25 protein-coding genes are annotated in these 23,369 nt (G+C 63.3%); 8 read left to right on the top strand and 17 right to left on the bottom strand.

Annotation, left to right across the window (positions count from 1 at the left end; genetic code table 11):
* Nucleotides 1–313 precede the first annotated feature (313 nt).
* Nucleotides 314–1,615 carry an MFS transporter gene (locus tag LFL96_RS30660; RefSeq protein WP_281001643.1) on the top strand — a complete coding sequence of 434 codons (1,302 nt, stop codon included), beginning with the start codon at nt 314–316 and terminating at the stop codon, nt 1,613–1,615.
* 153 nt (nt 1,616–1,768) lie between these two features.
* Here the strand turns inward: LFL96_RS30660 and LFL96_RS30655 are convergent, their stop codons facing one another.
* Together LFL96_RS30655 and LFL96_RS30650 are read right to left on the bottom strand one after the other, a co-directional pair.
* Entirely contained in the window at nt 1,769–3,205 is a 1,437-nt protein-coding gene (locus LFL96_RS30655; protein WP_281001642.1) for a cytochrome c peroxidase, read from the bottom strand.
* A 174-nt stretch (nt 3,206–3,379) separates the two neighbouring features.
* Nucleotides 3,380–5,221, bottom strand: coding sequence for an alkaline phosphatase family protein (locus tag LFL96_RS30650; protein ID WP_281001641.1), 1,842 nt, complete (start codon nt 5,219–5,221; stop codon nt 3,380–3,382).
* Between the two features lie 361 nt (nt 5,222–5,582).
* Between LFL96_RS30650 and LFL96_RS30645 the strand changes: the two genes are divergently transcribed.
* The gene (locus LFL96_RS30645; protein ID WP_281001640.1) at nt 5,583–7,127 is read left to right on the top strand and encodes an MFS transporter; all 1,545 of its coding nucleotides are present in this window, start codon (nt 5,583–5,585) and stop codon (nt 7,125–7,127) included.
* 112 nt (nt 7,128–7,239) lie between these two features.
* Here the strand turns inward: LFL96_RS30645 and LFL96_RS30640 are convergent, their stop codons facing one another.
* The 7 genes from LFL96_RS30640 to LFL96_RS30610 form a co-directional block, all read right to left on the bottom strand.
* A complete protein-coding gene (locus LFL96_RS30640) occupies nt 7,240–7,512 on the bottom strand; it encodes a hypothetical protein (RefSeq protein ID WP_281001639.1) in 273 nt (90 codons plus the stop codon).
* A gap of 65 nt (nt 7,513–7,577) precedes the next feature.
* Nucleotides 7,578–8,009, bottom strand: coding sequence for a DoxX family protein (locus LFL96_RS30635; protein ID WP_281001638.1), 432 nt, complete (start codon nt 8,007–8,009; stop codon nt 7,578–7,580).
* Between the two features lie 193 nt (nt 8,010–8,202).
* Entirely contained in the window at nt 8,203–8,610 is a 408-nt protein-coding gene (locus tag LFL96_RS30630; RefSeq protein ID WP_281001637.1) for a VOC family protein, read from the bottom strand.
* Nucleotides 8,607–8,795 carry a hypothetical protein gene (locus tag LFL96_RS30625; protein ID WP_281001636.1) on the bottom strand — a complete coding sequence of 63 codons (189 nt, stop codon included), beginning with the start codon at nt 8,793–8,795 and terminating at the stop codon, nt 8,607–8,609. The genes LFL96_RS30630 and LFL96_RS30625 overlap by 4 nt, the downstream gene beginning before the upstream one ends.
* Nucleotides 8,796–8,825: 30 nt before the next feature.
* Nucleotides 8,826–9,290, bottom strand: a complete 465-nt coding sequence (locus LFL96_RS30620) for an RbsD/FucU family protein (RefSeq protein ID WP_281001635.1) — start codon at nt 9,288–9,290, stop codon at nt 8,826–8,828.
* The gene (locus LFL96_RS30615; RefSeq protein ID WP_281001634.1) at nt 9,284–9,823 is read right to left on the bottom strand and encodes a hypothetical protein; all 540 of its coding nucleotides are present in this window, start codon (nt 9,821–9,823) and stop codon (nt 9,284–9,286) included. Before LFL96_RS30615 ends, LFL96_RS30620 begins: the two co-directional genes overlap by 7 nt.
* Before the next feature lie 48 nt (nt 9,824–9,871).
* Nucleotides 9,872–10,240: a nuclear transport factor 2 family protein gene (locus tag LFL96_RS30610; RefSeq protein WP_281001633.1), complete on the bottom strand. Its 369-nt coding sequence runs from the start codon at nt 10,238–10,240 to the stop codon at nt 9,872–9,874.
* 453 nt (nt 10,241–10,693) lie between these two features.
* Here LFL96_RS30610 and LFL96_RS30605 point away from each other — a divergent pair, with 453 nt between their 5' ends.
* From LFL96_RS30605 to flhC, 6 genes are all read left to right on the top strand, one after another.
* Nucleotides 10,694–10,942 (top strand): type II toxin-antitoxin system RelE/ParE family toxin, encoded by a 249-nt coding sequence (locus LFL96_RS30605; protein WP_281001632.1) that lies wholly within the window; start codon nt 10,694–10,696, stop codon nt 10,940–10,942.
* A complete protein-coding gene (locus LFL96_RS30600; protein WP_281001631.1) occupies nt 10,939–11,241 on the top strand; it encodes an addiction module antidote protein in 303 nt (100 codons plus the stop codon). The genes LFL96_RS30605 and LFL96_RS30600 overlap by 4 nt, the downstream gene beginning before the upstream one ends.
* Before the next feature lie 280 nt (nt 11,242–11,521).
* Nucleotides 11,522–12,280, top strand: a complete 759-nt coding sequence (locus LFL96_RS30595; protein WP_281001630.1) for a helix-turn-helix transcriptional regulator — start codon at nt 11,522–11,524, stop codon at nt 12,278–12,280.
* A 175-nt stretch (nt 12,281–12,455) separates the two neighbouring features.
* Complete coding sequence (locus tag LFL96_RS30590) at nt 12,456–12,989, top strand: GNAT family protein (protein WP_281001629.1); 534 nt, start codon at nt 12,456–12,458, stop codon at nt 12,987–12,989.
* A gap of 748 nt (nt 12,990–13,737) precedes the next feature.
* Nucleotides 13,738–14,058: a flagellar transcriptional regulator FlhD gene (gene flhD, locus LFL96_RS30585; RefSeq protein ID WP_035558891.1), complete on the top strand. Its 321-nt coding sequence runs from the start codon at nt 13,738–13,740 to the stop codon at nt 14,056–14,058.
* 14 nt (nt 14,059–14,072) lie between these two features.
* On the top strand, nt 14,073–14,642 hold the full coding sequence (flhC, locus tag LFL96_RS30580; RefSeq protein ID WP_281001627.1) for a flagellar transcriptional regulator FlhC: 570 nt from the start codon (nt 14,073–14,075) through the stop codon (nt 14,640–14,642).
* Between the two features lie 153 nt (nt 14,643–14,795).
* Here the strand turns inward: flhC and LFL96_RS30575 are convergent, their stop codons facing one another.
* From LFL96_RS30575 to LFL96_RS30540, 8 genes are all read right to left on the bottom strand, one after another.
* Complete coding sequence (locus tag LFL96_RS30575) at nt 14,796–16,124, bottom strand: Nramp family divalent metal transporter (protein ID WP_281001626.1); 1,329 nt, start codon at nt 16,122–16,124, stop codon at nt 14,796–14,798.
* A gap of 62 nt (nt 16,125–16,186) precedes the next feature.
* Complete coding sequence (locus tag LFL96_RS30570) at nt 16,187–17,425, bottom strand: acyl-CoA dehydrogenase family protein (RefSeq protein WP_281001625.1); 1,239 nt, start codon at nt 17,423–17,425, stop codon at nt 16,187–16,189.
* 37 nt (nt 17,426–17,462) lie between these two features.
* Nucleotides 17,463–18,119 (bottom strand): methionine ABC transporter permease, encoded by a 657-nt coding sequence (locus LFL96_RS30565; RefSeq protein ID WP_281001624.1) that lies wholly within the window; start codon nt 18,117–18,119, stop codon nt 17,463–17,465.
* On the bottom strand, nt 18,112–19,296 hold the full coding sequence (locus tag LFL96_RS30560; protein ID WP_281001623.1) for an ATP-binding cassette domain-containing protein: 1,185 nt from the start codon (nt 19,294–19,296) through the stop codon (nt 18,112–18,114). Before LFL96_RS30560 ends, LFL96_RS30565 begins: the two co-directional genes overlap by 8 nt.
* A 37-nt stretch (nt 19,297–19,333) precedes the next feature.
* A complete protein-coding gene (locus tag LFL96_RS30555) occupies nt 19,334–20,179 on the bottom strand; it encodes a MetQ/NlpA family ABC transporter substrate-binding protein (protein WP_281001622.1) in 846 nt (281 codons plus the stop codon).
* 327 nt (nt 20,180–20,506) lie between these two features.
* Nucleotides 20,507–21,073, bottom strand: a complete 567-nt coding sequence (locus LFL96_RS30550) for a PIN domain-containing protein (RefSeq protein WP_281001621.1) — start codon at nt 21,071–21,073, stop codon at nt 20,507–20,509.
* Nucleotides 21,074–21,110: 37 nt separating this feature from the next.
* Nucleotides 21,111–21,578, bottom strand: a complete 468-nt coding sequence (locus LFL96_RS30545) for a helix-turn-helix domain-containing protein (RefSeq protein ID WP_281001620.1) — start codon at nt 21,576–21,578, stop codon at nt 21,111–21,113.
* Between the two features lie 185 nt (nt 21,579–21,763).
* Nucleotides 21,764–23,368 (bottom strand): efflux transporter outer membrane subunit, encoded by a 1,605-nt coding sequence (locus tag LFL96_RS30540; protein WP_281001619.1) that lies wholly within the window; start codon nt 23,366–23,368, stop codon nt 21,764–21,766.
* Between the last annotated feature and the right edge of the window lies 1 nt (nt 23,369).

Genomic DNA, 23,369 nt, shown 5'->3' with positions numbered 1-23,369 from the left:
CAATCGACTCTCGCCGACAGACGCTTCGTCGATTCCTACACGCGCCCCACCTGCTTCGTCCCAGGCGCTGCCGCCGACTACTTAAAGATGCCAACCGAGGGAACTTTTTCCAATCGAATTAAGCACTTCCCGAAGTCGGCAGCTTTCGTCCTGTAAAATGCGCGGCTGGCTTCCGTCGTCATCGCGCCGCCCTATCCGGGCCGGTGCGCCCGTGTTCGCGCTCCACCCCCGCGCTTGCCACACTTCTCGCCCGACGACCGCCGTTTTTCCACGCGCTACACGTGGTTTCCAATTCAAAGACAACGACATAGCAATGCAAGCGACAAATCTGGGTGGAGCGCAGGCTGTCACCCCCCGCCCGCTTGGGCGCAGCGACTACAAAACGCTCGGCCTCGCGGCCCTCGGCGGGGCGCTGGAGTTCTACGACTTCATCATCTTCGTGTTTTTCGCCCCGGCGATCGGCCAGCTGTTTTTCCCGCCCGACATGCCGGACTGGCTGCGTCAGGTGCAGACCTTCGGGATCTTCGCCGCCGGTTATCTGGCGCGTCCGCTCGGCGGCATCATCATGGCGCACTTCGGCGACCTGTTCGGCCGCAAGCGCATGTTCACGCTGAGCGTGCTGCTGATGTCGGTGCCGACGCTGCTGATGGGTCTGCTGCCCACCTATGCCGCCATCGGCGTATTCGCGCCGGTGCTGCTGCTGGCGTTCCGCGTGATGCAGGGCGCGGCCGTGGGCGGCGAAGTGCCGGGCGCGTGGGTGTTCGTTTCCGAGCACGTGCCGCAGCGCCACATCGGCTATGCGTGCGGCACGCTGACGGCCGGTCTCACGGCCGGCATCCTGCTCGGCTCGCTGATCGCGTCGGCGGTCAATCGCAGCTTCGCGCCGGCGGAAATCGCCGCGTACGCGTGGCGCATTCCGTTCCTGGTCGGCGGCGTGTTCGGCATGTTCTCGGTCTATCTGCGCCGCTGGCTGCACGAAACGCCGGTGTTCGCCGAGCTCAAGCAGCGCAGGGCGATTGCCGCCGAGGTGCCGCTCAAGGCCGTGCTGCGCGACCACGGCCGCGCGGTGATCGTGTCGATGCTGCTCACGTGGATGCTGTCGGCCGCCATCGTCGTCGTGATCCTGATGACGCCGACGCTGCTGCAAAAGCAATTTCACATTGCGCCGGCCACCGCCCTGCTGGCGAACTGCGTGGCGACGCTGACGCTGACCGTCGGCTGCGTGCTGGCGGGCTCGATTGCCGGGCGCATCGGCGCGGGCCGCACGATTTTCGTCGGCGGTCTGGCGTTGGCCGTGACCTACTACGCGATGTTCCAGCAGCTCGCCGCCGATACCTCCGCACTGGTGCCGCTGTATGGCCTCGCGGGCCTGTTCGTCGGCGTGATCGGCGCGATTCCGTTCGTGATGGTCAAGGCGTTCCCGCCGGTGGTGCGCTTCTCGGGCATTTCGTTTTCGTACAACGTCGCGTATGCGGTGTTCGGCGGCCTCACGCCGATCGCCGTGTCGTTGATGATGAAGTCGAATCCGATGGCCGCGCCGATGTATGTCGGCGCAATCTGCGTGCTCGGCGCGTTGACGACGCTGTTCATCAAGGACGCGCCGCAAAGCCGCTGAATATCGCAACGCTGAATACCGCACTGAAGCATCCGCTGAACGTGCCAAGGTAAAACGGCGCGCCCCAACCAGGGGCGCGCCGTTTTCGTTTTTGCAGCGTTAGATTGTCGATGGCGCGGCGACGTCGAGCCCGCCGCGCTTCATGCGCCTGTGTTACGGCTTGTAGCCGTCGTTCAGCGTGTTCATGAACGCGATGATGTCCTTGATCTCCGCATCCGTCATCGCCGGTTTGTCGCCCAGCTTGCGGTCGAACGGCGCATCGGCGACGTCGATGTTCGCCTGGTACTTCTGCGGCATGTCGTCGTACTTTTGCGGCTTGCCGGCGGCGTCGAGCGGATAGATCTTTTCCGGGCTCGTGTTGCGCAGGTTGTAGAAGTCCATCACGTGCTGCAGGTCGTGATACACGCCGTTGTGGAAGAACACGTGACGCGTCGCGACGTTACGCAGCGTCGGCGTGAGGAACATCCCGCAGTACTGCGTCAGCGAGGCCGCGTCGGTACGGAAGGGGCCGCAGACGCCCATGTCGAAGAACTTCGGGTCCTTGTTGATCGCGAGGTCGCGATTACGCGGCACGCCGAGCGCTTCGTACTGGGTGTCCGTGAAGAGCGGCGGCAGATGGTCGGCGGTCGGCTTGCTCAAATGGCAGCCCGCGCAGTTCGCCTTGTCCGGATCGTTGAACAGACGCAGCCCGTGCAATTCCGCCTGCGACAGACGTGCCTTGCCCTGCAGCCAGTAGTCGTACTTGCTGGTGAAGCGATGGAACGACGGGTCCTCGAATTCGAAGCGCCCCACCGCGAACATGGCCTCGTCGACCAGCAGATCGGGCTGCTTGACGATGCGGTCGCCGAACAGTTGCTTGAACTGGTCGAGGTATTGGGTCGCCATCAGCTTGTGCACGACCTGGTCGGACGTCGTGTTGGCCATTTCGACCGGGTTCATCAACGGTCCGATCGCCTGGTCCTGCAACGTGCTCGCGCGGCCGTCCCAGAACAGGCCGCCCTGCGGCACCAGTGCGGGGGCGGCGGGCGCGACGCCGGCGGTCTTCACCGCGCGCTGCGTGCCGCTCGCGGCGCTCGCGAGCTGGTCGAGCGTGACCGGCGCGGCGTCGGTGTCGTTCGCGTCCGGGCCGATCGAGAACGGTGCCTGGCGATACAGGTACGCGAGCGACGGCGGCGGCCGGTAGCCGGCGTCCGTCATGTGCGGGCCGCCGAGCTGCACCGCGAGATCGTTGGCCGGGCCGTACGCGTGATCGGGGCTATGGCACGACGCGCACGACTGCTTGCCCGACGCCGACAGCGACGGGTCGAAGAAAATTTGCTTGCCGAGCAAGGCAACCGCGCTCAGCGGCTGGGTGGGCGGCACATGCAGCACGACCGGCTGCGGATTCGCGCCCGTCACGTTTTCGACGATGGTGCCGATCGCCAGAGGCATCCGCTCCGGATAAATGGCCGCGTAGGCGATGAAGGCCGCGAGACCGGCCGTGATGACGGCGACGGTCCAGCCGAGCACGCGCAACAGTTGACGTTTGGCGTTGGCGCGGGGCGCACCGGCGGGCAGCGACGGCGGCAAGGCAGAGTTCGGAGAGCTCATGGCGATAGTGACGGAGATAAAACCCACAAAGACGTCGAGCCAGCACGTTGCCGCGCCGGCTCGACCACTACGATTCGGATGGCGTCCCGCCGCCGCGCACGCCGCCCACGGCGTGAGCCGATGCGGCGCGACAGGCGGAACGGGACGCGTAGTTCACTCAGGTATCGAACTGCCTCAGTTGGACGTCGGCGCGGCAGCGAGCTTCGTGCCGGTGTTCGGGTCGAGGAACACGGTCGGGGTGTTGCCCGTGCCGGCCAGGTTCAGCATGCTGCGGATGTCGCCGGCGGTTGCATCGAACGAACCTTGACCCAGACGCTTGCCGCCCAGCCAGTTGTCTTCGATGAACTTGACGACCGACGCCTGCGTGATCTGCGTGTGGTCGACGTAGTTCGCCTTCGCCCACGGCGAGATCACGATGAACGGCGTACGCGTGCCCGGACCGCAGCGGCCGTTGACGGCGCCGCCGTTGATGCCCAGCGGCTGCGTCGCGCCCGTGCCCGTGCACTGGCCTTGAGCGGTCAGCTGGTCAGCACCCGTGAAGGTTGCCGTACCGACCTTCGTGACCAGCGTCGTGTCGAACGACGAGTTCTTGATGGTCGGTTGCACGTGGTCGTACCAGCCGTCCGAGTCGTCGTACGCGACGATCACGAGCGTGTTCTTCCAGTCAGGCTGTTGCTGCAGGAAGTTCGTCACCTTCGTCACGAAAGCCTGTTCGTCGAGCGGGTCCGAGTTGCCCGGGTGGCCGTCGCTGATCGCCGGCGCCTTCAGGAAGCTGACCGACGGGAAGTTGCCCGACTGAACGGCAGCGAAGAAGTCGTCGGTGTCGTACTGGTGGTGAACCGGCGTCGCGGTGTTGTCCAGCGTCGGTTCCGTGGAGCCGATCATCGCCGTCGACGTCGGACGTTGGTGCGTCGGGTTCGCCGTCGTCGGGTAGTACTGGAACCATGCGTGATGCTGCACGTAGTCGGCCGGTGCGGTGCCGAGCACGTCCGACCACGTCGAGCGCAGGCAGCCCGTCGTGCCGTTGGCGTTGACCGTCTGCAGGTTGAAGCCGCCCATGAAGCCGCCCCACGTGATGTTCGACGCATTCAGCAGGTCGCCGATGTTCTTGCCGTTCATCATGCCGGTCGGGCTGGTGTTCGAACCGCTGTTTTCCGCGGCGATCGAGCAGGCGTCGGTGGTCGGGTCGAGGTCGCCGATCATCGTGAAGGCGCCCTGGCCGTCGGGAATCGCGTTGCCGCTGGTGGCCGTGCCGGACTTGATGTTCGGCGTGACCGTCACGCCCTGGTTCTGGCCGGAGACTACTTCGATCGCGCCAGGCGTCGACGGGCCGAACGTGTCGGTCCATGCGTTGTCGCTCATCGCGAAGTTCTGCGCGAGGTTCCACATGCCGGTGACGGTGTTGCCGTCGAAGTAGCCGAGCACCTGAGCCGACGAACCGAACTGACCCGTGCTGCCGGCGATGATGCCGCTAGCCGACGTGAACAGCGGGAAAGCGTCCATCTTCAGGTTGTCGTCGGCGAGCTGTTCCGGCGAGTAGCTGTGGTTCTGGCTCTTCGTGTTCGCCTGCGAGCGGTCGAGGCGGAACGGCTGCGCGGTGGTCGTCGTCAGCGCGCCGCCCAGCGTCGGCGGCGTGGTCGTTTGACCGTTGACGGTCGTCGACACGATGTTCGGCGAGGTCGCTTGCGCGTTCGGGTTGGCCGAGCCAGTCAGGCCGGCTGCAGCCAGCGTCTGGATATCCGTTTGCGTGCCGGCGGCGGCGGAGAACGCCGGTTCGCCTGCAACGTTCTTCGCGCTCGGGTAGGTCGCGAAGTAGTGATCGAAGGACACGTTCTCACCGAAGATGACGACGACGTGCTTGATCGGCGTGGCGGTTTGCAGCGAGTCCTGAGCGGACACGGCGCTGGTCGTCGACGTGCTGCTCGAGGGATTGTTGTGGCTGCTGCCGCATGCGGCGATTGTCAGCAGCGACGCCACTGCGATTGCAGTGGGAAGTATCGCTTTACGGTGAAACATTCGGGGGCTCCAGATTCGCTGTTCAGCGCTCCAAGACCATTACGCGTGGAGTTGCTGGGTTTTTGTAGGTGGTATTGCAAGCTCACTTCAAGCCGGGGGCCAGAAGCAACGGCATTGAAGCATCGCCATATGGCGATATCGGGAAACATTCCTTTCGTGGTTATTACCTTCATATTTATAACGAAAGCTTTCTGATGTAATAAAACGCGCTTGCCAGGCTGAGAGACTTTCGTCCGGACCGTATTCCGCGCTTGCATTCCAAACTTCACGACGGATGGAAATGTCCCGGCCGGCGATGTCCCATAATCGTTCGCATACACAACTTTCCGGTGAACGTCGACGCGTCGTCGCCACGTTACTCATGACCTCATCCCAATCGTCTTCCGCTGCAACCTCCTCTGCTTCTCCCGCTCTCGGGCGGGTGCTCGCCACCGTCAGCGTCGGCTTCGTCGTCACGCAGCTGGACGTGACGATCGTCAACATCGCGCTGCCGAAAATCGGCGCGGACCTGCACGCGAATGTCGCGGGTCTGCAATGGGTCGTCGATGCTTACACGCTGGCTTTCGCGGTGCTGATGCTGTCGGGCGGCGCACTCGGGGACCGGCTCGGCGCGCGACGCATGTACGCGGCGGGCATCGTGCTGTTCGCGCTCGCCTCGCTCGCTTGCGGCCTCGCGCTCGATGCCGCGATGCTGGTCGGCGCGCGAGCGTTGCAGGGCATCGGCGCGGCGGCCATGCTGCCGAATTCGCTCGCGTTGCTGAACCGTTCGTATGGGCACGATCCGAAGCTGCGCGCTCGCGCGGTCGGACTGTGGACCGCCGCGGGCGCGATTTCGATCGCGGCCGGCCCGGTGGTCGGCGGACTGCTGATCGCGGCGTTCGGCTGGCGCAGCATCTTCCTCGTCAATCTGCCGATCTGCGCGGCTGGGCTGCTCGCGACCCTGCTGTGGGTGCCGCGTTCCGGCGAGGCGCGGCGTGATGCGCGGCGTGATGCGCAACGCGATCCGCAACGCGCCGGCGGCGTGGCCGGCGCAACCGGCAGCAACGGCACCGATGCCGTCACGCCGCGCGGTCTCGATCTGAGCGGCCAGTGCCTCGCGATCGTCGCGTTGACCGCGTTCGTCGCCGCGGTGATCGAGTGGCGTCCGTTGGGGCTGAGTCATCCGCTCGTGGCCGGCGGTTTCGTGCTCGCGCTCGCCGCGGCGAGCGCCTTCATCGCGGTGGAATCGCGCGTCGCGTCGCCGATGCTGCCGCTCTCGCTGTTCGGCAAGCGCAGCTTCAGCATCGCGGTGCTGTTCGGCATCTGCGTGAACCTGACGTACTACGGCATGGTGTTCGTGCTGAGCCTTTACCTGCAGCGCGTACGCGGCTATACGCCGTTGCAGGCCGGCCTCGCGTTTCTGCCGTTGACGGGCGGCTTCCTGATCTCGAACGTCGCAAGCGGTTGGGTCGTCGGACACTTCGGCGTGCGCGTGCCGATGATCGCCGGCGCGATCACGGCGGGGCTCGGTTATGGGTTGCTGCACCTGGTCGGCGCCAACACGCCGCTGATCGGTTTGCTGTTGCCGTTCCTGCTGATTCCGTCGGGCATGGGCCTCGCCGTTCCCGCGATGACCACCGCCGTGCTGGCTTCGTCCGAGGCCAAACGCGCGGGGACCGCATCGGCCGTGTTGAACACCGCGCGTCAGGCCGGCGGCGCGGTGGGCGTGGCGGCATTCGGTGCGCTCGCGAGCGGCGCGGCGGCTACGCAGATCGTCGCGGGGATGCAAGCCGCGACGGCGATCTCCGTGGGGCTGCTCGCGCTGGGCGGCGTGCTGAGCTGTTTCGTGGACCCGCAGCCGCACGCGCCGGGCTCGGCGTCGCGCAGTGCCGGTGGCGCGCGGGTTGGGGAATCGCGGCCGCGTTGATGCGTTGCAGCGGCGATGCAAAAAATAACCCCCGCTGATTGCTTGCGCAATGCGGGGGTTTGCGGTTGACACGGCTGACAGCAGCGTGATGCTGCGGCGCCAAGCCTTCGATTTACAGCGACGCCTCCTGAATCGTGCCCGTATCGATCGCACGTTCGATCAGACCTTCATCGCGCGCTTTGGCGATCGCATCCGCGATCAGCTTCTCGGGCTCCTCGATTTCGGCCTTGATCGCACTGAGGAAACCGGACGCATCGAGAACGACCAGCGTCTTGGCCGAATCCGCGAGGCTGATGATCACGCGATGCGGGGTCGGCCCTTCGCCGAGACTCGCGCACAACTGCGTGACCGTGCCGCCAATGGTTTGCTCGAAACTTTGAATCATTTTTTTGCTCCCTTGAATACAGCCAGAATCACAGGCACTCGCTACAGACTACCGCAGCTTTGCGATCAACGACCCAAGCCGCCGCGCGGCGCGCGCGCACCGTCGATACTGATGCGCCCCGCGCCCGTCACGAACAGCAGCAGGAAGCCGCCCGCGATGCCGATGTTCTTCCAGAAATGAATCACCATGTCGCGCTGCAAGGCGGCGTCCGTGACATTCCAGAAGTCGTGGCCCAGCACGGCGGTCGCCACGGTGTACACGGCCATGATGAGCGCCAGCGGACGTATCTTGAAGCCGACGATCAGCAGCAGACCGCCGAGTGCTTCGACCGCGGTGGCGATCGGCGCGGCGATCTGCACGAACGGCACGCCCTTCGAATGCAGGTAGCCGACAAAGCCCGCATAGCCCATCAGTTTCATCACGCCGCCCCACAGAAACAGCACGGCGAGCGCAATACGCGCAATGAGGATAACGCCGGAATCGACGGGACGCGTCATGAGGGGCTCCAGTAAATGAATAAGCAGCAGACCCGCTCGACGGGCCGCAGTTCCCCGTCGTGTCCCGAGAATAGGTGGATCGGCTGCAATTTCCAAGCCTGCGTGTGACGAACAGGCTTCGGATCAGGTTTGAACCAGGGTGGTGTGGGGCTGGTGTGGGGCTGGTGTGGGGCTTGCTGAACGCGAGCCTCGCTCAGGTTCGTGGATAGCTCGCGACTTCGATCAAATTGCCGTCCGGATCGCGGCAATACACCGAGGTCATCTTGCCGCGCGCGCCGTCGCGCTCCACCGGGCCCGCCTCGATCGCGACGCCCTCGGCGAGCCAGTGCGCCTTGACGTCGGCTGGGCTCGCGGTAGTGATGAAACAGAGATCGGCGCTGCCGGGCACCGGTTCGCGCCCGGTGAACCACGCGACGGTGTCCGCCGTGGCCGGACGCAGATTGATCTTCTGCGTGCCGTAGGTCATGGCCACACGCGTGCCGGTGCGCGACTCGAACTCGGTGCGCTGCATGCCGAGCATGCGCGCGTACCACGCGGCGCTCGCCTCGACGTCGGCAACGTTCAGAACGAGATGGTCGAGCGTGTCTATCGAGAAGCTCATGATGGTCGTCCTTGCGAAGTGAAGTGAAGCGAGGTGGCGTTGGCGTTGGCGTTGGCGTTGGCGTTGGCGTTGGCGTTGGCGTTGGCGTTGGCGTTGGCGTTGGCGTTGGCGTTGGCGTTGGCGTTGGCGTTGGCGTTGGCGTTGGCGTTGGATGACGCGCGGCCCGGCTGCGCGTCTGGATGCACCCGGGCCAGGCCAAGCGCCGTCTGCAGCGTTTACGACTGCGGTGCGTCCGGCGCCAGCAGCACGCCCTTGGTGAACACGAAGCAGCCATAGCCGCGTTCTTCACCAGTCGCGATCACGCAATAAGCCTTGCGCGCGCGCTCGTAAAAAGCAAACCGTTCAATCGATACGAACGGCACATCGCGACCTTCCGCCTGATTAATTTCGCTCTGCGCCTCGCGTTGCACGGCCGGAATGGTATCCGGCTCGCCGACCACTTCCATGCGCGACGCGGGATGATCGATGAACGTGTCCAGCGGCATCACCGACAACACCGCGCGAATCGCCCGCGGCGCGTTCACGCCGTCGAGGCGCAGCACTTTACCCAAGACCGATTCGCGTGCGACCGAGTCGCCCGGGAAATTGGCGTCGCAAATCACGAGTTCGTCGCCATGGCCCATCGAGCGTAGTGCGTGCAGTATGTCGGCGTTCAGCAGCGGGTCCAGATTCTTCAGCACGATCTCTCCTTGAAATTCGATTGGCGGTTTAACACCGGGGGTGGACGCGTGGTCCGGGTGACGCAGGGCGGGCATCGCGCGGACGGATCCGCGCTGACGGTTGGGCAGCGTGTTCGCACGTGCTGCGTTACAGCGACGGCTACGTGTACCGCCGACTCGCCCGCCGACTCGCTTTCCAGCGATCGATTGTAGCAAGCAACACGCGGCGTTACCGGGTTGAATGCCGGGTTGAATGCCGGGTTCGATTCGGGGTTTGCTGCGGGGTTTGTTGCCGGGTTGGCTTCTGCATTCTCTGCGGAGTTCGCTAGCGTGTCGAATTGCCAGCGCAGCCAGCCGAGCGCGGCCAGCAACACGAGGCCCATGCCGCCCAGCACCGGTTCGCGCCACGCAAGCAGTGCGGTGAACGCGAACGGTCGCGGACCCGCAAGCAGCGCAAAACCAGCGACCGCGCCGCAAAACGTATCGACGATGCCGGACCAGCGCGCGAACGTGGCGAAGTTGTCGGTAAATCTGACGGCAACGGGCTCGTGCATGATGTTCTCCGTGTGAAAATCGCTGCTGACAATCCATTCCAGGCCGCTTCAGGCACCCGGCGGCACGTAGTCGAGAAACCCCGTCACGGCCCGCAGACGGCCATGCGGATCGACCTCGCCGAAATCGGATCCCTTCACGATCGCTTCCCCCGCCGGGGTGGTCAGTTCCCACGTGAAACGCAGCCGGTTCGCGAAGCCATCCACGTCCGACGTGCGGCGGAACGTGTGATACGGAAAGCGCTCGTGCACCGCGCGGATCATCGCGTCGATGCCGTCGTGGCCCGTGCCGGCCAGCAGCGGGTCGCGATAGTCGGCGTCAGCGCTCCACGTCGCGGCGATCAACTCGCGGCGGCGCGCGCCATCGGTCTCGTTCCATGCATCGAAGTAGCGGTCGATCAGGTCGGTGTTCGCATTCATCTCAGACTCCTGGTTGATATCGATTGAGCGCGACGCACGGCGGACGGGTTGTCTGCGGCGGGCTCGGAGTGAAGATTGACGGTTGCACCGACGCAGGTCGATTACGTGGGAGGTAAGCATCCCGCCTCACTGCTGTGGGAGGCGATCGCTGCAGGTCCTGCGGATCCTTGTCGGAGGGCGCAGTTCAACGAGATACGAACGGCGCCATTAGCCATTCGGCCGAGTCGTCAGGATCACGAATAATCGCTAATCTCGTGTCGCGAATCGGAGCCGCGCGACATCGCCACGCGGCATACGACGAATTGAACGAACCCGCGTGCGAGGCACTTTTTGATATGGAACAAAGTCTTGTAAATTCGTATCTCAGTAGATACAATCCTCAACAGATCGCGTCACCTCCGGTGTACACGGTCAACCGAAGAATTCGACACGTGGCTCACCAGGCTCGCTGACTTGAGGGCGAGAGCGAAGATTCTCGTGAGAATCCGGCGCGCGGAGCGTGGCCATTTCGGCAACGTGAAACTGCTGGGAGACGGTATATCCGAAATGCGCATCGACTGGGGGCCGGGTTATCGGGTCTACCTGGCGCGCGAGGGGAGCATGATGTATCTGCTGCTCTGCGGTGGCGACAAGTCAACGCAGCAGGCCGATATCAAGCATGCCAAAACAATGTGGGAAAAACTCAAAAAGGCACTGTCATGAGCAAAATCAAAACCGCACGATTCGACGCAGCGCACTACCTCGATAGCGAGGCCATGATCGCCGAATACCTCAACGCAGCACTCGAGGAAGACGATTCCGACGCACTCCTCGCCGCAATCGCCGACATTGCCAAGGCGCGTGGCATCGCCAAGGTTGCGGCGGAGGCCGGCCTCGGCCGCGAAAGCCTGTACAAAACCCTCTCGCCCGGCTCCAAGCCGCGCATGGACACGGTGTTACGGCTGCTGCGCGCGCTGGGCGTCAAGCTGACCGCCGTGCCCGCAGGCATGGCGGCGGCCTGAGTCGGGCATGCCGTCGTGTTTGTATCGGAGTTCGGCGGCGAACGCTGGCGCTCAGCCCGGCTGATATTCGCACTTCAACGCTTGCACGCAGTCTGGTCACGGGTATTCGTAGGCGCTTTCCGGGTATTTCATTACCTCCAGGGTAATGGATTGACAACGTGCTTTGGCTATCATCGTCGGCATGAACACACTCTCTTTTGCGCAAACCGTCCCGTCATCTTCGCCTTCCGCTAGCCGCACCGTCGGCGACTTGCTGCGCGAATGGCGCCAACGTCGAAGAATGAGTCAACTGCTGCTCGCCACCGAAGCCGATATCTCGACGCGGCATTTGAGCTTCGTCGAATCGGGTCGCGCGCTGCCGAGCCGGGAAATGGTCATGCATCTTGCCGAGCGACTCGACGTCCCGCTCCGTGCCCGCAACGCCTTGCTGGTCGCGGCGGGTTATGCGCCGTTATTCCGCGAACGACCGCTGTCAGATCCGCAACTGGCCGCCGCGCGTGAGGCCGTCGAACTGGTGCTGAAAGGACACGAACCCTACCCCGCGCTCGCAATCGACCGGCACTGGACCATTGTCGCCACGAACAACGCGCTTGCGCCTCTGTTGGCCGGTGCAAGTCCAGCGTTGCTGGAGCCGCCGGTCAATGCGCTACGGCTGAGTTTGCATCCCGAGGGGATCGCCGCGTCCATCGTTAATTGGCATGCGTGGCGTGAACACATACTTGCGCGTCTGCAGCGGCAGGTCGACGTAAGCGGCGACGAAACGCTAGCCGCGTTGCGAGACGAACTGGCCGCGTATCCGGCGCCGCCAAACGCCGAAGCCGCCGATCACGATTCAGCGGTCAACCAGATCGCGGTGCCGCTGCGGTTGCGCACACCGATCGGCGTGCTGTCGTTTTTCAGCACCACGACCGTATTCGGCACGCCGGTCGATGTCACGCTGTCGGAACTCGCGATCGAAGCGTTCTTTCCCGCCGACCAGCAAACCGCGGCGGCGCTACGCGATTTCGCCGACAGGCAGCGAGAGGAAGCCGCGTCCTAGGCATTGCTCGATACCAAGCAGTCGGGCAAGGTCGAGGATTCAGCTGTGCACAGTTGTACCGTGTGTTCTCACTGCGCATTTGTACTGCGCATTTGTACTGCGCATTTGTACTGCGCATTAGTGCCGTGCATCGGTGCCGTGCATTAGTACCCCACACGCAAACACGGAGGCCACATTGACCGACACCCACCCCGTCCTCATCCGCCAACTGCGCCCCGCGGACCGCGACGCGTATTTCCAGCTTCGCTTGCGCGGGTTGAAGGCACATCCGGAATCGTTCGGCCAGAGCTATGAAGAAGCGCTTGCGCGAGGCCCAGAGCAACACGACGCACGCCTGCAAGGCTTGCTCGCGGCCGAGGGCGAGTTTTTGCTCGGTGCGTTCGCTTCGACGGATACGCCGCTGCTTGGCGTGGTGGGTTTATCGCGCAACCAGCGCGACAAGGAACGGCACAAGGCATCCGTGATCGGCATGTATGTTGCGCCCGAGGCTGCAGGGCGCGGGGTCGGACGTGCGCTGCTTGATGAGTTAATGCGGCGGGCTATGCGGATCGACGGATTGCGGCAAATCCAGCTCGTCGTAGCCAGCCACAATGAAGCGGCCCGCAAACTCTATGAATCGGCGGGATTCAATAAATACGGCTGCGAAGTCGGTGCGCTAAATGTAGGAGGCGTTTTTCACGACGCCGATTTAATGGTGCGCTTTCTGTAACGGGTTTCTGTCGCGGTCATTCATGCTGGATCGCCGATCGCGACTACCTGTCGCAACTTGTAACATCGCGCGTTGCGCCGACGCGAATCCGCTCAGGCCGTGTCGCCGGCGCAACGCCGCAAGACTTCGTGCGCATTTGCTGTAACATACGCGCCGCTTGCCCCTGGCTAACGTTTGCGTCTGGCAGTGCGTCGTCCACCTGCCTCCTGCCAGAAGTTACATACGACGTTACAAATACACCCGAGTTTGTAACTGGGGCCGCACCAACTCGTTACACCTTCGATTCGACCCTTTGGCGGTCAAAAATAGCGGTATATATTACTCAATATTCCGCTCGCTTTCTGTTTCCTTTCTTGCTCCAGCGCAAATTACCGCACTGCGACCACCTTACCCACATTGATCGTACGAATAGCTCGAACCCCCGCTATACAAGGGTTTCCATGGATCAGACGAAAACTCTCGACAGCAAAAAATTCGCTAGGCATTGAGTATTACAGCACCGTGAAAGAGTTACCGAAATTTGATGTATCTTTTTGAGATATTTTTTCGAGAGGGGATTGATTTCTTGTTTTGCTGTTCATACAATTCGTCCCAAGCTGTTACGAAATGTAACGCGATGTATCAAAAGGTCGCCTTCTGTATCAGCTTGGGTGACATGTAGCCGGAGGTCATCGTTTCCGGCGAGGCAGAAAAGACATAACGGCAAAAAATGCCGACATAGTAATTCGGGGCTTCGGAAACAGAGAAAATGGACCGTAGCAGCGAGACGCTGGATTCTATCCGCGAGATTAACTTGTCTTACATCATGCTTGCGCAACGTATGTTGCGTGAGGACAAACCGGTCGGCATGTTCCGTCTCGGCTTGTCGTCGGAACTGGCTGATTTGCTCGCGGGGCTGTCGCTCGCGCAGATCGTCAAGCTGGCCGCTTCCGACCAACTTTTGTGCTTCTTCCGCTTCAACGACCACGCGATGTTGTCGGCGTTGACGCAAACGACGAAGCACGCCGCAGTTGCACCGACTCACGCGGCGATCCTGCTCGCAGGCCAGCCTGCCGAGCAGTTTGCTTAATCGAGGTGACTGCGATGCTCAAGCGTAGCCTGACGGAAGACGCACAAGAAGTATTCCGTGCGATCGCACTGATCGAACTGGGCGCCCGTATGCAGGTGCTCGAAAGCGAGTTGACGCTTTCGCGCGACCGCATGATCCGCCTGTATCGTGAAGTCAAGGGCGTATCGCCGCCCAAGGGCATGCTGCCGTTCTCGGCGGACTGGTATATGACGTGGCTGGCGAACATCCACGCGTCGTTGTTCTACAACACGTACCTGTTCCTCAAGAACGAAGCGCGTTGCTCGCATCTCGACGCGCTGACCAAGGGTTATCGCCTGTATCTGGAACATTGCCAGCACAGCGAAACCGAACCGGTGCTGGATCTGACGCGCGCATGGACGCTGGTGCGTTTCTTCGACGCCGACATTCTGCAACTGACCAAATGCTGCCGCTGCACCGGCAAGTTCGTCGCCCATAAGCACGACCTGCAACACAACGTCGTGTGCGGCGCATGCCAGCCGCCATCGCGCGCCGGCAAGACGAAGAAGGCCGCAGCCGCCCGCCAGGAAGCGCTCGAAGCAGCGCAGGTCGCGCAAGCCGCCTGAGTCCGGAAGTACCCGGGAAGGGCTGGTCCGGCCCGACTCGAACCGAAGCTTATAAAAAGTCCGCCATCGAGCGGACTTTTTTTTACGTCGCCAACACAAGCGTTGCGGCATCCCGCACGTGGCGCGTTTCCGCACCCAACACCGGACGCCGAGTCAGTCGACAAGCCCCACCGTCTGCACCACCAGCCACAAATTCGCCGCGCTGATCACGACGAACAGCGTCCACGCGACGAGTCGCGTCAGCAGCGTGTTGGCGAATTCGCCCATCAACGCCCGGTCGCTGGTCATGCGGATCAGCGGATAGAGCGCAAACGGCAACTGCAGGCTCAGCACGACCTGGCTCGCCACCAGCAATTTGCCGACCGCGCCGTTACCCATCATCTGCACGCCGATCAGCGCCGGAATCAAGGCCAGCGCGCGCGTGATGAAGCGGCGCTGCCAGCATGGAATTTTCAGTTTCAGAAAGCCTTCCATGATGACCTGCCCCGCCACCGTGCCCGTGAAGGTCGAACTCTGTCCGGATGCCAGCAGCGTGATCGCGAACAGCACCGCCGCGAAACCGGTGCCGACGATCGGCGCGAGCAATTTGTAAGCGTCTTCGATTTCGGTGACCTGCTTGTGGCCGGTCGCGTGAAACGCGGCGGCGGCCAGAATCAGGATCGCCATGTTGATCAGCAGCGCAATGGCCAGCGACACGATGGTATCGAGCCGCGACATGCCGATCGCCGAGCGGATGCTGGCCGGATCGCGCTTCACCGCTCGCGTCTGCACGATCGACGAATGCAGATACAGGTTATGCGGCATGACCGTCGCGCCGAGAATGCCGATCGCGAGATACAGCGGCTCGCGCGAACTGAGCGCCTGCCAGGACGGCACCAGCCCTTGCGCGACCGACGGCCAGTGCGGCCCGACCAGCGCCAGTTCAATGATGTAGCCCACGCCGATCGTCGCGATGAGGCCGAGCATGATCGCTTCGAGATCGCGGAAATTCTTGCCTTTCAGACCGAGCACGATCAGCGTGTCGAATGCGGTCAACAGCACGCCGGTGGTCAGCGAACATTTGAAGAGCAGATGGAAGGCGAGCGCGCCGCCGAGCACTTCGGCGAGATCGCACGCCACGATCGACAGTTCGGCGAGCACCCATTGAAAGCGCGCGGCGGCCGGCGAATAGCGCGCGCTGGACAACTGCGCGAGGTCGCGCCCGGTCGCGATGCCCAGACGCATGCTCAAACATTGCAACGCCATGGCCGCGAGGCTCGACAGCAACACCACGAACAACAGGCTGTAGCCGTAGCGCGATCCGGCTTCGATGTCGGTCGCCCAGTTGCCTGGGTCCATGTAGCCGATCGAAATCAGCAGACCTGGCCCCGCGAACTGCAGGATTTTTTTCCAGAACGACGCGCCTTGCGTGACGGCGACCGAGCCCTGTACTTCGGATGGGCAGAACGGCGCCGTTGCGGTAGTGGGTAGTTTGAACGGCAAGACGGGAATCTCTCGAGAACGAAAAAACGCGGCGCCCTCATGCCGGGGCGCCGCGAGCCGTCTCAAGTGTACAAAGAAACGTCCGGCAGCGTGCCGCTCAACGCGTAGCGGCCGACATCGCGAATCCGGTAGTCCAGCGGGTCGTGCAAGGTATGGACGCGCGCATTGCGCCAGAAACGGTCGAGTGCGAGCGGTGCGTGTGTCGCGCGCGCACCACACGCGTCGAAGAGTTTTTCGCTGACATCGAGCGCTGCGCGGTGCGCGACGATTTTCGCTTCCGAGGTCGCCAGCGCGACATGAGCACGCGCTTCGGCCGCGAGCGACGGACCCTGGCGCCACGCATCCTCGAGTGCATACGCGGCGCGCGTGGCCAGCGCTTCGGCGCTGACTGTCTGCACGCGCATCTCGCCGAAACGCTGGATCAGATAAGGATCGTCGGTAGCCCGGTCGACGCCGGAGTTGACCCATGGCCGGCCGTGCTGCGTCGCGTAGGCGCGCGCTTCCTCGAGCGCACCCTGCGCGATGCCGACGAACAGATTGGTCAGCACCTGCTGCGAAATCAGCGTGCGCAGACTCGCATACGGTGTGTCGGCTCGTTGCAACACTTCGTGCGGCTCGACCCTGACACGCGTGAATGAAACGCTGCCGCTGTCCGTCTGCCGTTGACCGATCGGGTCCCAGTCGTCCCGCACGACGATGCCTTCGCGTGCAGTCGGCACCACGGCGAACACAGGTTTGCCGGCGGCGGGATCGTGCGCGGAAATCGTCATCATGTGCGAGCCGCGTGTGCCCGAACAGAAACCTTTCTGTCCGTCCAGCACATAGCCGCCGTCACTGGTTGCGCTTGCAACCAGACGCGTATCGAGCGGATTGACCGCATTGCCCCACCACCAGCGACCCTCGACCGTGCCGCTCAAATAGCGGGCACGTTGTTCAGGATTGCCCCAAACGTCGACGCTCACGATCTGCAGGCAGGTGAAGCCCAGCAAATGCGCGAGCGCGCTATCGACGCGCGCGATCCGCCGGATCGTGTCGTAGATGTCGGGCCAGCGTGCACCAGGACCGCCGAATTCGCGCGGCACCGCGAGCGTGAGCAGGCCGGCGTCGGCGATCCATTGCTTCTCCTGCCCGGCATGGCCGCCGTCGCGGTCGCGCTGCGGCGCGCTCGCGCGCAGCGCGTCGAGCAGACTGGAGAGATCCGTTACGCCGGAAGTGCTTGAAGCAGCGAAAGCGGCCGATACATCGGCCGCACTGGAAACATCACGCACGGAATGCGTTGCCGCATGGCGAGGTTCGTTCATGCAAAGTCCGTAGTCAGGAAAGTCAGATCGCCCGCAATCAGGTGCGCTGCGCGAACCGCCTGACGAAGCGGTCGCCGACAAACTGCACGGCCGTCACGATGGCGATCAGCAGGACGATCACCGTGACCATCACCGTCGTGTCGAAGCGTTGGTAGCCGTAGCGGATCGCGAGATCGCCGAGGCCACCGGCGCCGACCGCGCCCGCCATCGCCGACGAACCGATCATCGCCACCACCGTGATCGTAAAGCCGCCGAGTATGCCAGGCAGTGCCTCGGGCAGCAGCACATGCCAGATGATATGCCGGCGCTGCGCCCCCATCGCCTGCGCGGCTTCGATCAGGCCGCGGTCCACTTCCCGCAAACTGACTTCGGCGACACGCGCAAAGAACGGAATCGCGGCAATGCTCAGCGGCACGATAGCCGCCGACACGCCGATCGTGGTGCCGATCAGCAGACGCGTCAACGGCAGCAGCGCGACCAGCAGAATGATGAACGGCGTCGAACGGAACGCGTTGACGAGTGCGCCGAGCGCGCCGTTCACCGCGCGCTTCTCGAAGATGCCGCCGCGCGTCGTGGTGACCAGCACCAGGGCCAGCGGAATGCCGACCAGCGCCGCGACGAATGCGGACACGCCGACCATCACGATCGTGTCGCGAATGGCATCGGCCAGTTCGGAGAGCCACAGTTCAGACATAGCCCAGTACCTCGACGTGGTTGGCATGGCGGCGCGCGCGTTCGAGCAGTGTCGCAATCTGTTCGGGCACGGTCGTCCGCGCATTCGCCCGTATCTGCGACGAAACCACTAACCGTCCTTGCGCATGTCCTTGAATACGGTCGATGCCGCCGTGCACGAAACTCACACCGCCACCTTCGATGCTCAGCGCCGTCGTCAACGCACCGATATCCGGCTCGTGCGTGTCCTCGCCGGTAAAGCGGACGTCGAGCAGAATGCGCGCGTCGTTACGTCCCGGTTCCAGTTGCAGTTGCAATTCCAGCTCCCGCACAGGCTTGACCCGCTCCGCCAGGTCCGCGGGCAGATCGTGAACCAGCGTGCGCAACAGCGCATGCGTCGCATCGTGCCGCGGATCGCCGAACACGCGCCACACCGGGCCGGTTTCCACCACCGCGCCGCGCTCGATCACCGCAACCGTATCGCAGACCTCGCGGATCACCTGCATTTCGTGCGTGATCAGCACGATGGTTAAACCGAGCCGCCGATTGATATCGCGCAGCAACGCGAGAATGGCCTGCGTCGTTTCCGGATCGAGCGCGGAGGTGGCCTCGTCGCACAGCAGAATGTCGGGATCGGTCACCAGCGCGCGGGCAATGCCGACGCGTTGTTTCTGGCCACCCGACAAGCTTGCCGGATACGCGTCACGCTTCGCGGACAAGCCCACCAGTTCGAGTAACGCATCGACCTTGTCGTTGATCGCCGCCTTCGGCACGCCCGCGATTTTCAGCGGCAACGCAATGTTCTCGCGCACGGTTTTCGCGGAGAGCAGATTGAAGTGCTGAAACACCATGCCGATGCGCCGCCGCAATGCCACGAGTTCGCGCTCGTCGAGTTCGCCGACGCTCACGCCGTTCACTCGCACCGCGCCGGCACTCGCTTTTTCCAGACCATTGACGAGACGCAACAGCGTCGATTTACCCGCGCCGCTGCGACCGATAATGCCGAACACTTCGCCACGCGCCACCTTCAGCGTGACGTTCGCCAACGCCGTGGTCGGCACGCCGCGCGCGTCGACGAACTGCTTGCCTACATCGTCGAAGATGACGACGGTGCGATCCGTGCTCGCCGCCGCATCGCGATGCCGGTCGACGGCAGGCGCGCGCTCGATGAATTGCGGAACGTCGAAAAGATTAGCCATTGCGTTGCTCCAATCAGGTTCGCGCGTCTGCGGCCAATTACCACGCCACCGCGTAGAGGTTGCCGAACGCTTTATCGAGCGCGGCACGCACGGCCGGCGAATGTTGATAGATCGAGATGAACTTGCGAATCCGCGGATCGTTCACGCTTTCCGGACGCACGACCCATTGAATCGCGTAGTTCTTGTTTTCCAGACCGTCGAACAGCAACGCGCTATTCGGGTCCGTCGTGCCCGCGAGCTTGATGAAGCTCGGATAGCCTTGCGCGAGGTCCACGTCGTCGAGCGAGCGGGCCAACTGCGATGCTTCGAGCTGAACGATCTTCAGATGCTTCGGGTTGTCGATGATGTCGAGCGTCGTCGCACGGTAGTCGACGCCCGGCGTCAGCTTGATGAGACCGGCGCGTTGCAGCAGCAACAGGCCGCGTCCGCCGTTGACCGGATCGTTCGCAATCGCGACCGTCGCGCCGTTCTTCAATTCGCCGAAGCTTTTGATCTTCTTCGAGTACAAACCGATCTTCATGATCGTGCCCGGTGCAATCGCCACGAAGTTATAGCCGCCCTGCTTTTTGGCGTTCTCCAGAAACGGAATGTGCTGGAAATAATTGACGTCGATGTCCTTATTGGCGAGCGCGGCATTCGGCGTGTTCCAGTCGGTGAACTCGATGATCTTCACGTCGAGTCCCTGCTCTTTCGCTTCGCGCGCGGCCACTTTGAGCGCTTCGATCTGCGGGCTGGTAGCGGTGCCGATTTTCAGCGTCGCGTTGTCGGCGGCCTGCGCGGACGCGCCCGACAACGCCAGCGCGGCACCGACAGCAAGTGCGCCGATCAGCGCGGAAGGCGACGCGTTGAACAGGCGCCGTACGTTCGAAAAGGAAATGCGCATGATGAGCTCGCTGAGTATGTGGCGTGAGGTTGATTCAGGACGAGCCGATCCCACGGCATGGACTGAGCGACGCTCGGTCATGCCGGACAGTATCGGGCTACGGAAATGGGTGACGTACGGTTTAGCCGTCGCGCGGCGGCGACGGAACGCGCGAATCGATCAGCGCGGACAGCGGAAGGTCGGACAGGTCATCGCCTCTCTTCAGATGAGGTGCGAATCATCATAGAGGGCGGAAAACGCGCGGTCTACGAACGGATTTTTGTAAGGAAAGCGGGAAAAATGATTTGGCGGGGGTGCCGATGAAGACGATAGGCAAGGTGCAACGAACTACAGCAGCGGCATCACATCCGCACTGGATAACCACGCGGCGGTTTGAACCAGACCGGCACGAATCAAGTGATCCAGCATTTCGTTCACCGACCATGGCGGCCGGCGCTTGCGTTCCCGCAATTCCTTGAACGCGGCAAGCGCGCGTTTCTCGTTCAGGTCGATGAGATCGACAATAAAGACATCCGGATGCCTGACGTCGATCGACAGACTGGACGCCAGGTGTTCCGCCGCGAAGTCCTTCATATTGAACGTGACGATTGCATCCGCGCGGGCCGCCACTGCCGTCATCACGACATGGCGATCTTTTTCGTCGACGGGCATCACTTCATGGCTCTCCGGCGGGATCTCCTCGACAAGCGCGTCGGGAAAAGCCCGGTCCATGGCGCGCCGGATGGAGATGATCTTCGGGATCGCGTCGTTCGCCGCGCTTTTGTCAGCAAAGCGCGCGGTGAGGTTGCGGGTCCACTCGTCATGAATGCGCGCCGACCATCGCGGCGAGTAGAACTCGTGATTCGCACAAGAGTCAGCAGCGCGTCGCGCACCACCATGGGAAAAAGTGCACACGCGTCCAGCACGACAGTGAAATGACCGAAAGACAGCATTAAAGATCGTATCCCTCGATCGCTTCGCTGTCGGCCACCATATCGTTCAGCGCGCTCGTTCTCGTCGCGCGCATGCTTTCCTTGTAGCGCACCACGTCGTCCATGCGCATGCGGCGATGACGCCCGATCTTGCGAAACGGCAGATCGCCAGCCTCGAGGCGCGCGATCAGGAACGGACGCGATACGCCGAGCAGATCGGCGGCCTGCCTGGTCGTCAACTCGGTGTCGGCGGGATACAGCAGAAACACCTGCTGACTCGCCATCATGGCGAGCACCCGCGACAACACGCGCAGCGTGGCCGGCGGCACTTCGATACGGGCGATGTCACCGTCCGCGCCTTCCTCCACCAGCGCGACACTGTTTGCGCGCGAATGGTCCAGCGCAGCGCTCATCAGGCGGCTTACGGCGGAAAGCACGGTAGTGTCGTCGTCCGACAGCACGATTCGGTCGGGGGCGGCGGTGGTCATGGTTGGCTCCAGATGAGTCGTCAGTATAGGCAGCCGTCCACGTAAACGCAATAAACGAAACAAACGAATTATTCGAAACGAATATTTCTAGCGGTTAGCAAGGTATCCACGCCAACGAAAACGCCAACGAAAAAGGGGCCGCGTCACCACGGCCCCTCTTCAACTACCCATCACGTCGAACACACCTACTGCTTCGCAACCTGCTGCGTAGCCACAGGCGCGGCACTCGTCACCCCCACCGCTCCCGACGCAGACGCCGGCGCCACTGCCCCCACCGTCGCATCCGGCGCAGCCGCATCGCCCCAACCGCCACCCAGCGCGCGGATCAGATTCACCGTGGCCACCGCCTGCGTACCCTGCAGATGGCTCGCCTGCAGCTGCGAGCTCAGCACCTGCCGTTCACCGTCGATCACATCCAGATAGCTGACCGCGCCCTCCGTGTACTGCGTGCGCGACAGCTTCGCCGCCCGTTGCGACGCTTGCACCGCGTCGTTCTGCTCACGCATCTGATCGTCGAGCAGACGCAGATCGGACAGGTTGTCCTCGACTTCGCGGAACGCCACCAGCACCTGCTGGCGATACTGCGCGACATCCTCGTCGTACTTCGAGCGAGCTTGCGCGAGGTTCGCCTTGCGTCGTCCGCCGTCGAATAACGGCAGCGTCAAGGCGCCACCCGCGAGCGGCCCGAGAACGAACGCGCGGCTCGACCACAGGAACAGATCGCCGAGTGTCGCCGACTCGAAGCCGAACGCGCCGGTGATATCCAGCTTCGGGAAAAACGCCGACTTCGCCAGACCCACGCGCGCATTCGCCGCCGCCATGGCCCGCTCCGCCGCCGAAATATCCGGCCGCCGTTCCAGCAGCGCCGACGGCAAACCCGGCGGCACACGCACCGTCACCGGCGCGAGCGGCGCTTCCGCGAACGAGAAATCCGCCGGCGGCTTGCCCAGCAGAATCGCGAGACTGTGCTCGGCCGTGGCGCGCTGACGCGCGACGCCCACCGCATCGGCACGCGCGCTCGCGAGCTCGTTGCGGGAACGCGAAACGTCCAGCTCGCCGATATCGCCTTCCTTGAAACGCCGCTCGACCAGCTTCAACGTGTCTTCCCGCAACGTCACGGTACGACGGTACAGATCCTGTTCCGAATCGAGCTCACGTAACTGGAAATAGTTCTGCGCGACGTCGGCCTGCAACGACAACTGCACCGAACGGAACAGCGCTTCGCTTTGCTGTTCGTCCGCACGCGACGCGTTCACGTTCGAACCGACCCGTCCGAACAGATCCGTTTCGTACGACGCGCTGGTCTGCGCGCGCCAGATCGTGCCCGTCGTACCGCCCGCGCTGTCCGGCAGAAACTGCGATGCCGCCGATGCACGCTCGCGCGTCGGACCGAAGCCCGCGTCGAGTTTCGGGAACCAGTCCGACTTCGCCGCCTGCGTCAACGCCCGAGACTGCTGCACACGCGCCGCCGCTGCCTTCAGATCCTGATTGGCGGCAGCCGCCTGCTCTTCGAGCGCGTTCAGTTGCGGGTCGCCGAAAATCGTCCACCATTGCCCACGATGCGCGTCGTCGGCAGGCTGCGCCGTCTTCCACGTACCGTTTTCCCGCGGCGACGTTGCGCCGGCTCCCGCCGCGGCGGAAGACGCCGCCGGCGTTTCCTTGAAGGCCGTCGGCGTATCCACGTCCGGCCGCTTGTACGTCGGTTCCACCGAGCAGGCGGCGAGCAGCGCGACCAGCAAGGCGCTGGCAGCCGCGCGGCCCCAACCGCTCAAAGATTCATAGCGTTGCATT

The organism is Paraburkholderia sp. D15, assembly GCF_029910215.1.
Classification (GTDB): Bacteria; Pseudomonadota; Gammaproteobacteria; order Burkholderiales; family Burkholderiaceae; genus Paraburkholderia.
The sequence above is the reverse complement of the archived record's forward strand: the minus strand, read 5'-3'. Positions and strand labels throughout refer to the sequence as shown.

Excerpts from the sequence above, each read along its gene's own strand:
- LFL96_RS30660 (WP_281001643.1), top strand. The coding sequence starts at position 314 with ATGCAAGCGACAAATCTGGGTGGAGCGCAGGCTGTCACCCCCCGCCCG.
- LFL96_RS30655 (WP_281001642.1), bottom strand. The coding sequence starts at position 3,205 with ATGAGCTCTCCGAACTCTGCCTTGCCGCCGTCGCTGCCCGCCGGTGCG.
- LFL96_RS30650 (WP_281001641.1), bottom strand. The coding sequence starts at position 5,221 with ATGTTTCACCGTAAAGCGATACTTCCCACTGCAATCGCAGTGGCGTCG.
- LFL96_RS30645 (WP_281001640.1), top strand. The coding sequence starts at position 5,583 with ATGACCTCATCCCAATCGTCTTCCGCTGCAACCTCCTCTGCTTCTCCC.
- LFL96_RS30640 (WP_281001639.1), bottom strand. The coding sequence starts at position 7,512 with ATGATTCAAAGTTTCGAGCAAACCATTGGCGGCACGGTCACGCAGTTG.
- LFL96_RS30635 (WP_281001638.1), bottom strand. The coding sequence starts at position 8,009 with ATGACGCGTCCCGTCGATTCCGGCGTTATCCTCATTGCGCGTATTGCG.
- LFL96_RS30630 (WP_281001637.1), bottom strand. The coding sequence starts at position 8,610 with ATGAGCTTCTCGATAGACACGCTCGACCATCTCGTTCTGAACGTTGCC.
- LFL96_RS30615 (WP_281001634.1), bottom strand. The coding sequence starts at position 9,823 with ATGCACGAGCCCGTTGCCGTCAGATTTACCGACAACTTCGCCACGTTC.
- LFL96_RS30610 (WP_281001633.1), bottom strand. The coding sequence starts at position 10,240 with ATGAATGCGAACACCGACCTGATCGACCGCTACTTCGATGCATGGAAC.
- LFL96_RS30600 (WP_281001631.1), top strand. The coding sequence starts at position 10,939 with ATGAGCAAAATCAAAACCGCACGATTCGACGCAGCGCACTACCTCGAT.
- LFL96_RS30595 (WP_281001630.1), top strand. The coding sequence starts at position 11,522 with ATGAGTCAACTGCTGCTCGCCACCGAAGCCGATATCTCGACGCGGCAT.
- flhD (WP_035558891.1), top strand. The coding sequence starts at position 13,738 with ATGGACCGTAGCAGCGAGACGCTGGATTCTATCCGCGAGATTAACTTG.
- flhC (WP_281001627.1), top strand. The coding sequence starts at position 14,073 with ATGCTCAAGCGTAGCCTGACGGAAGACGCACAAGAAGTATTCCGTGCG.
- LFL96_RS30570 (WP_281001625.1), bottom strand. The coding sequence starts at position 17,425 with ATGAACGAACCTCGCCATGCGGCAACGCATTCCGTGCGTGATGTTTCC.
- LFL96_RS30565 (WP_281001624.1), bottom strand. The coding sequence starts at position 18,119 with ATGTCTGAACTGTGGCTCTCCGAACTGGCCGATGCCATTCGCGACACG.
- LFL96_RS30560 (WP_281001623.1), bottom strand. The coding sequence starts at position 19,296 with ATGGCTAATCTTTTCGACGTTCCGCAATTCATCGAGCGCGCGCCTGCC.
- LFL96_RS30555 (WP_281001622.1), bottom strand. The coding sequence starts at position 20,179 with ATGCGCATTTCCTTTTCGAACGTACGGCGCCTGTTCAACGCGTCGCCT.
- LFL96_RS30545 (WP_281001620.1), bottom strand. The coding sequence starts at position 21,578 with ATGACCACCGCCGCCCCCGACCGAATCGTGCTGTCGGACGACGACACT.
- LFL96_RS30540 (WP_281001619.1), bottom strand. The coding sequence starts at position 23,368 with ATGCAACGCTATGAATCTTTGAGCGGTTGGGGCCGCGCGGCTGCCAGC.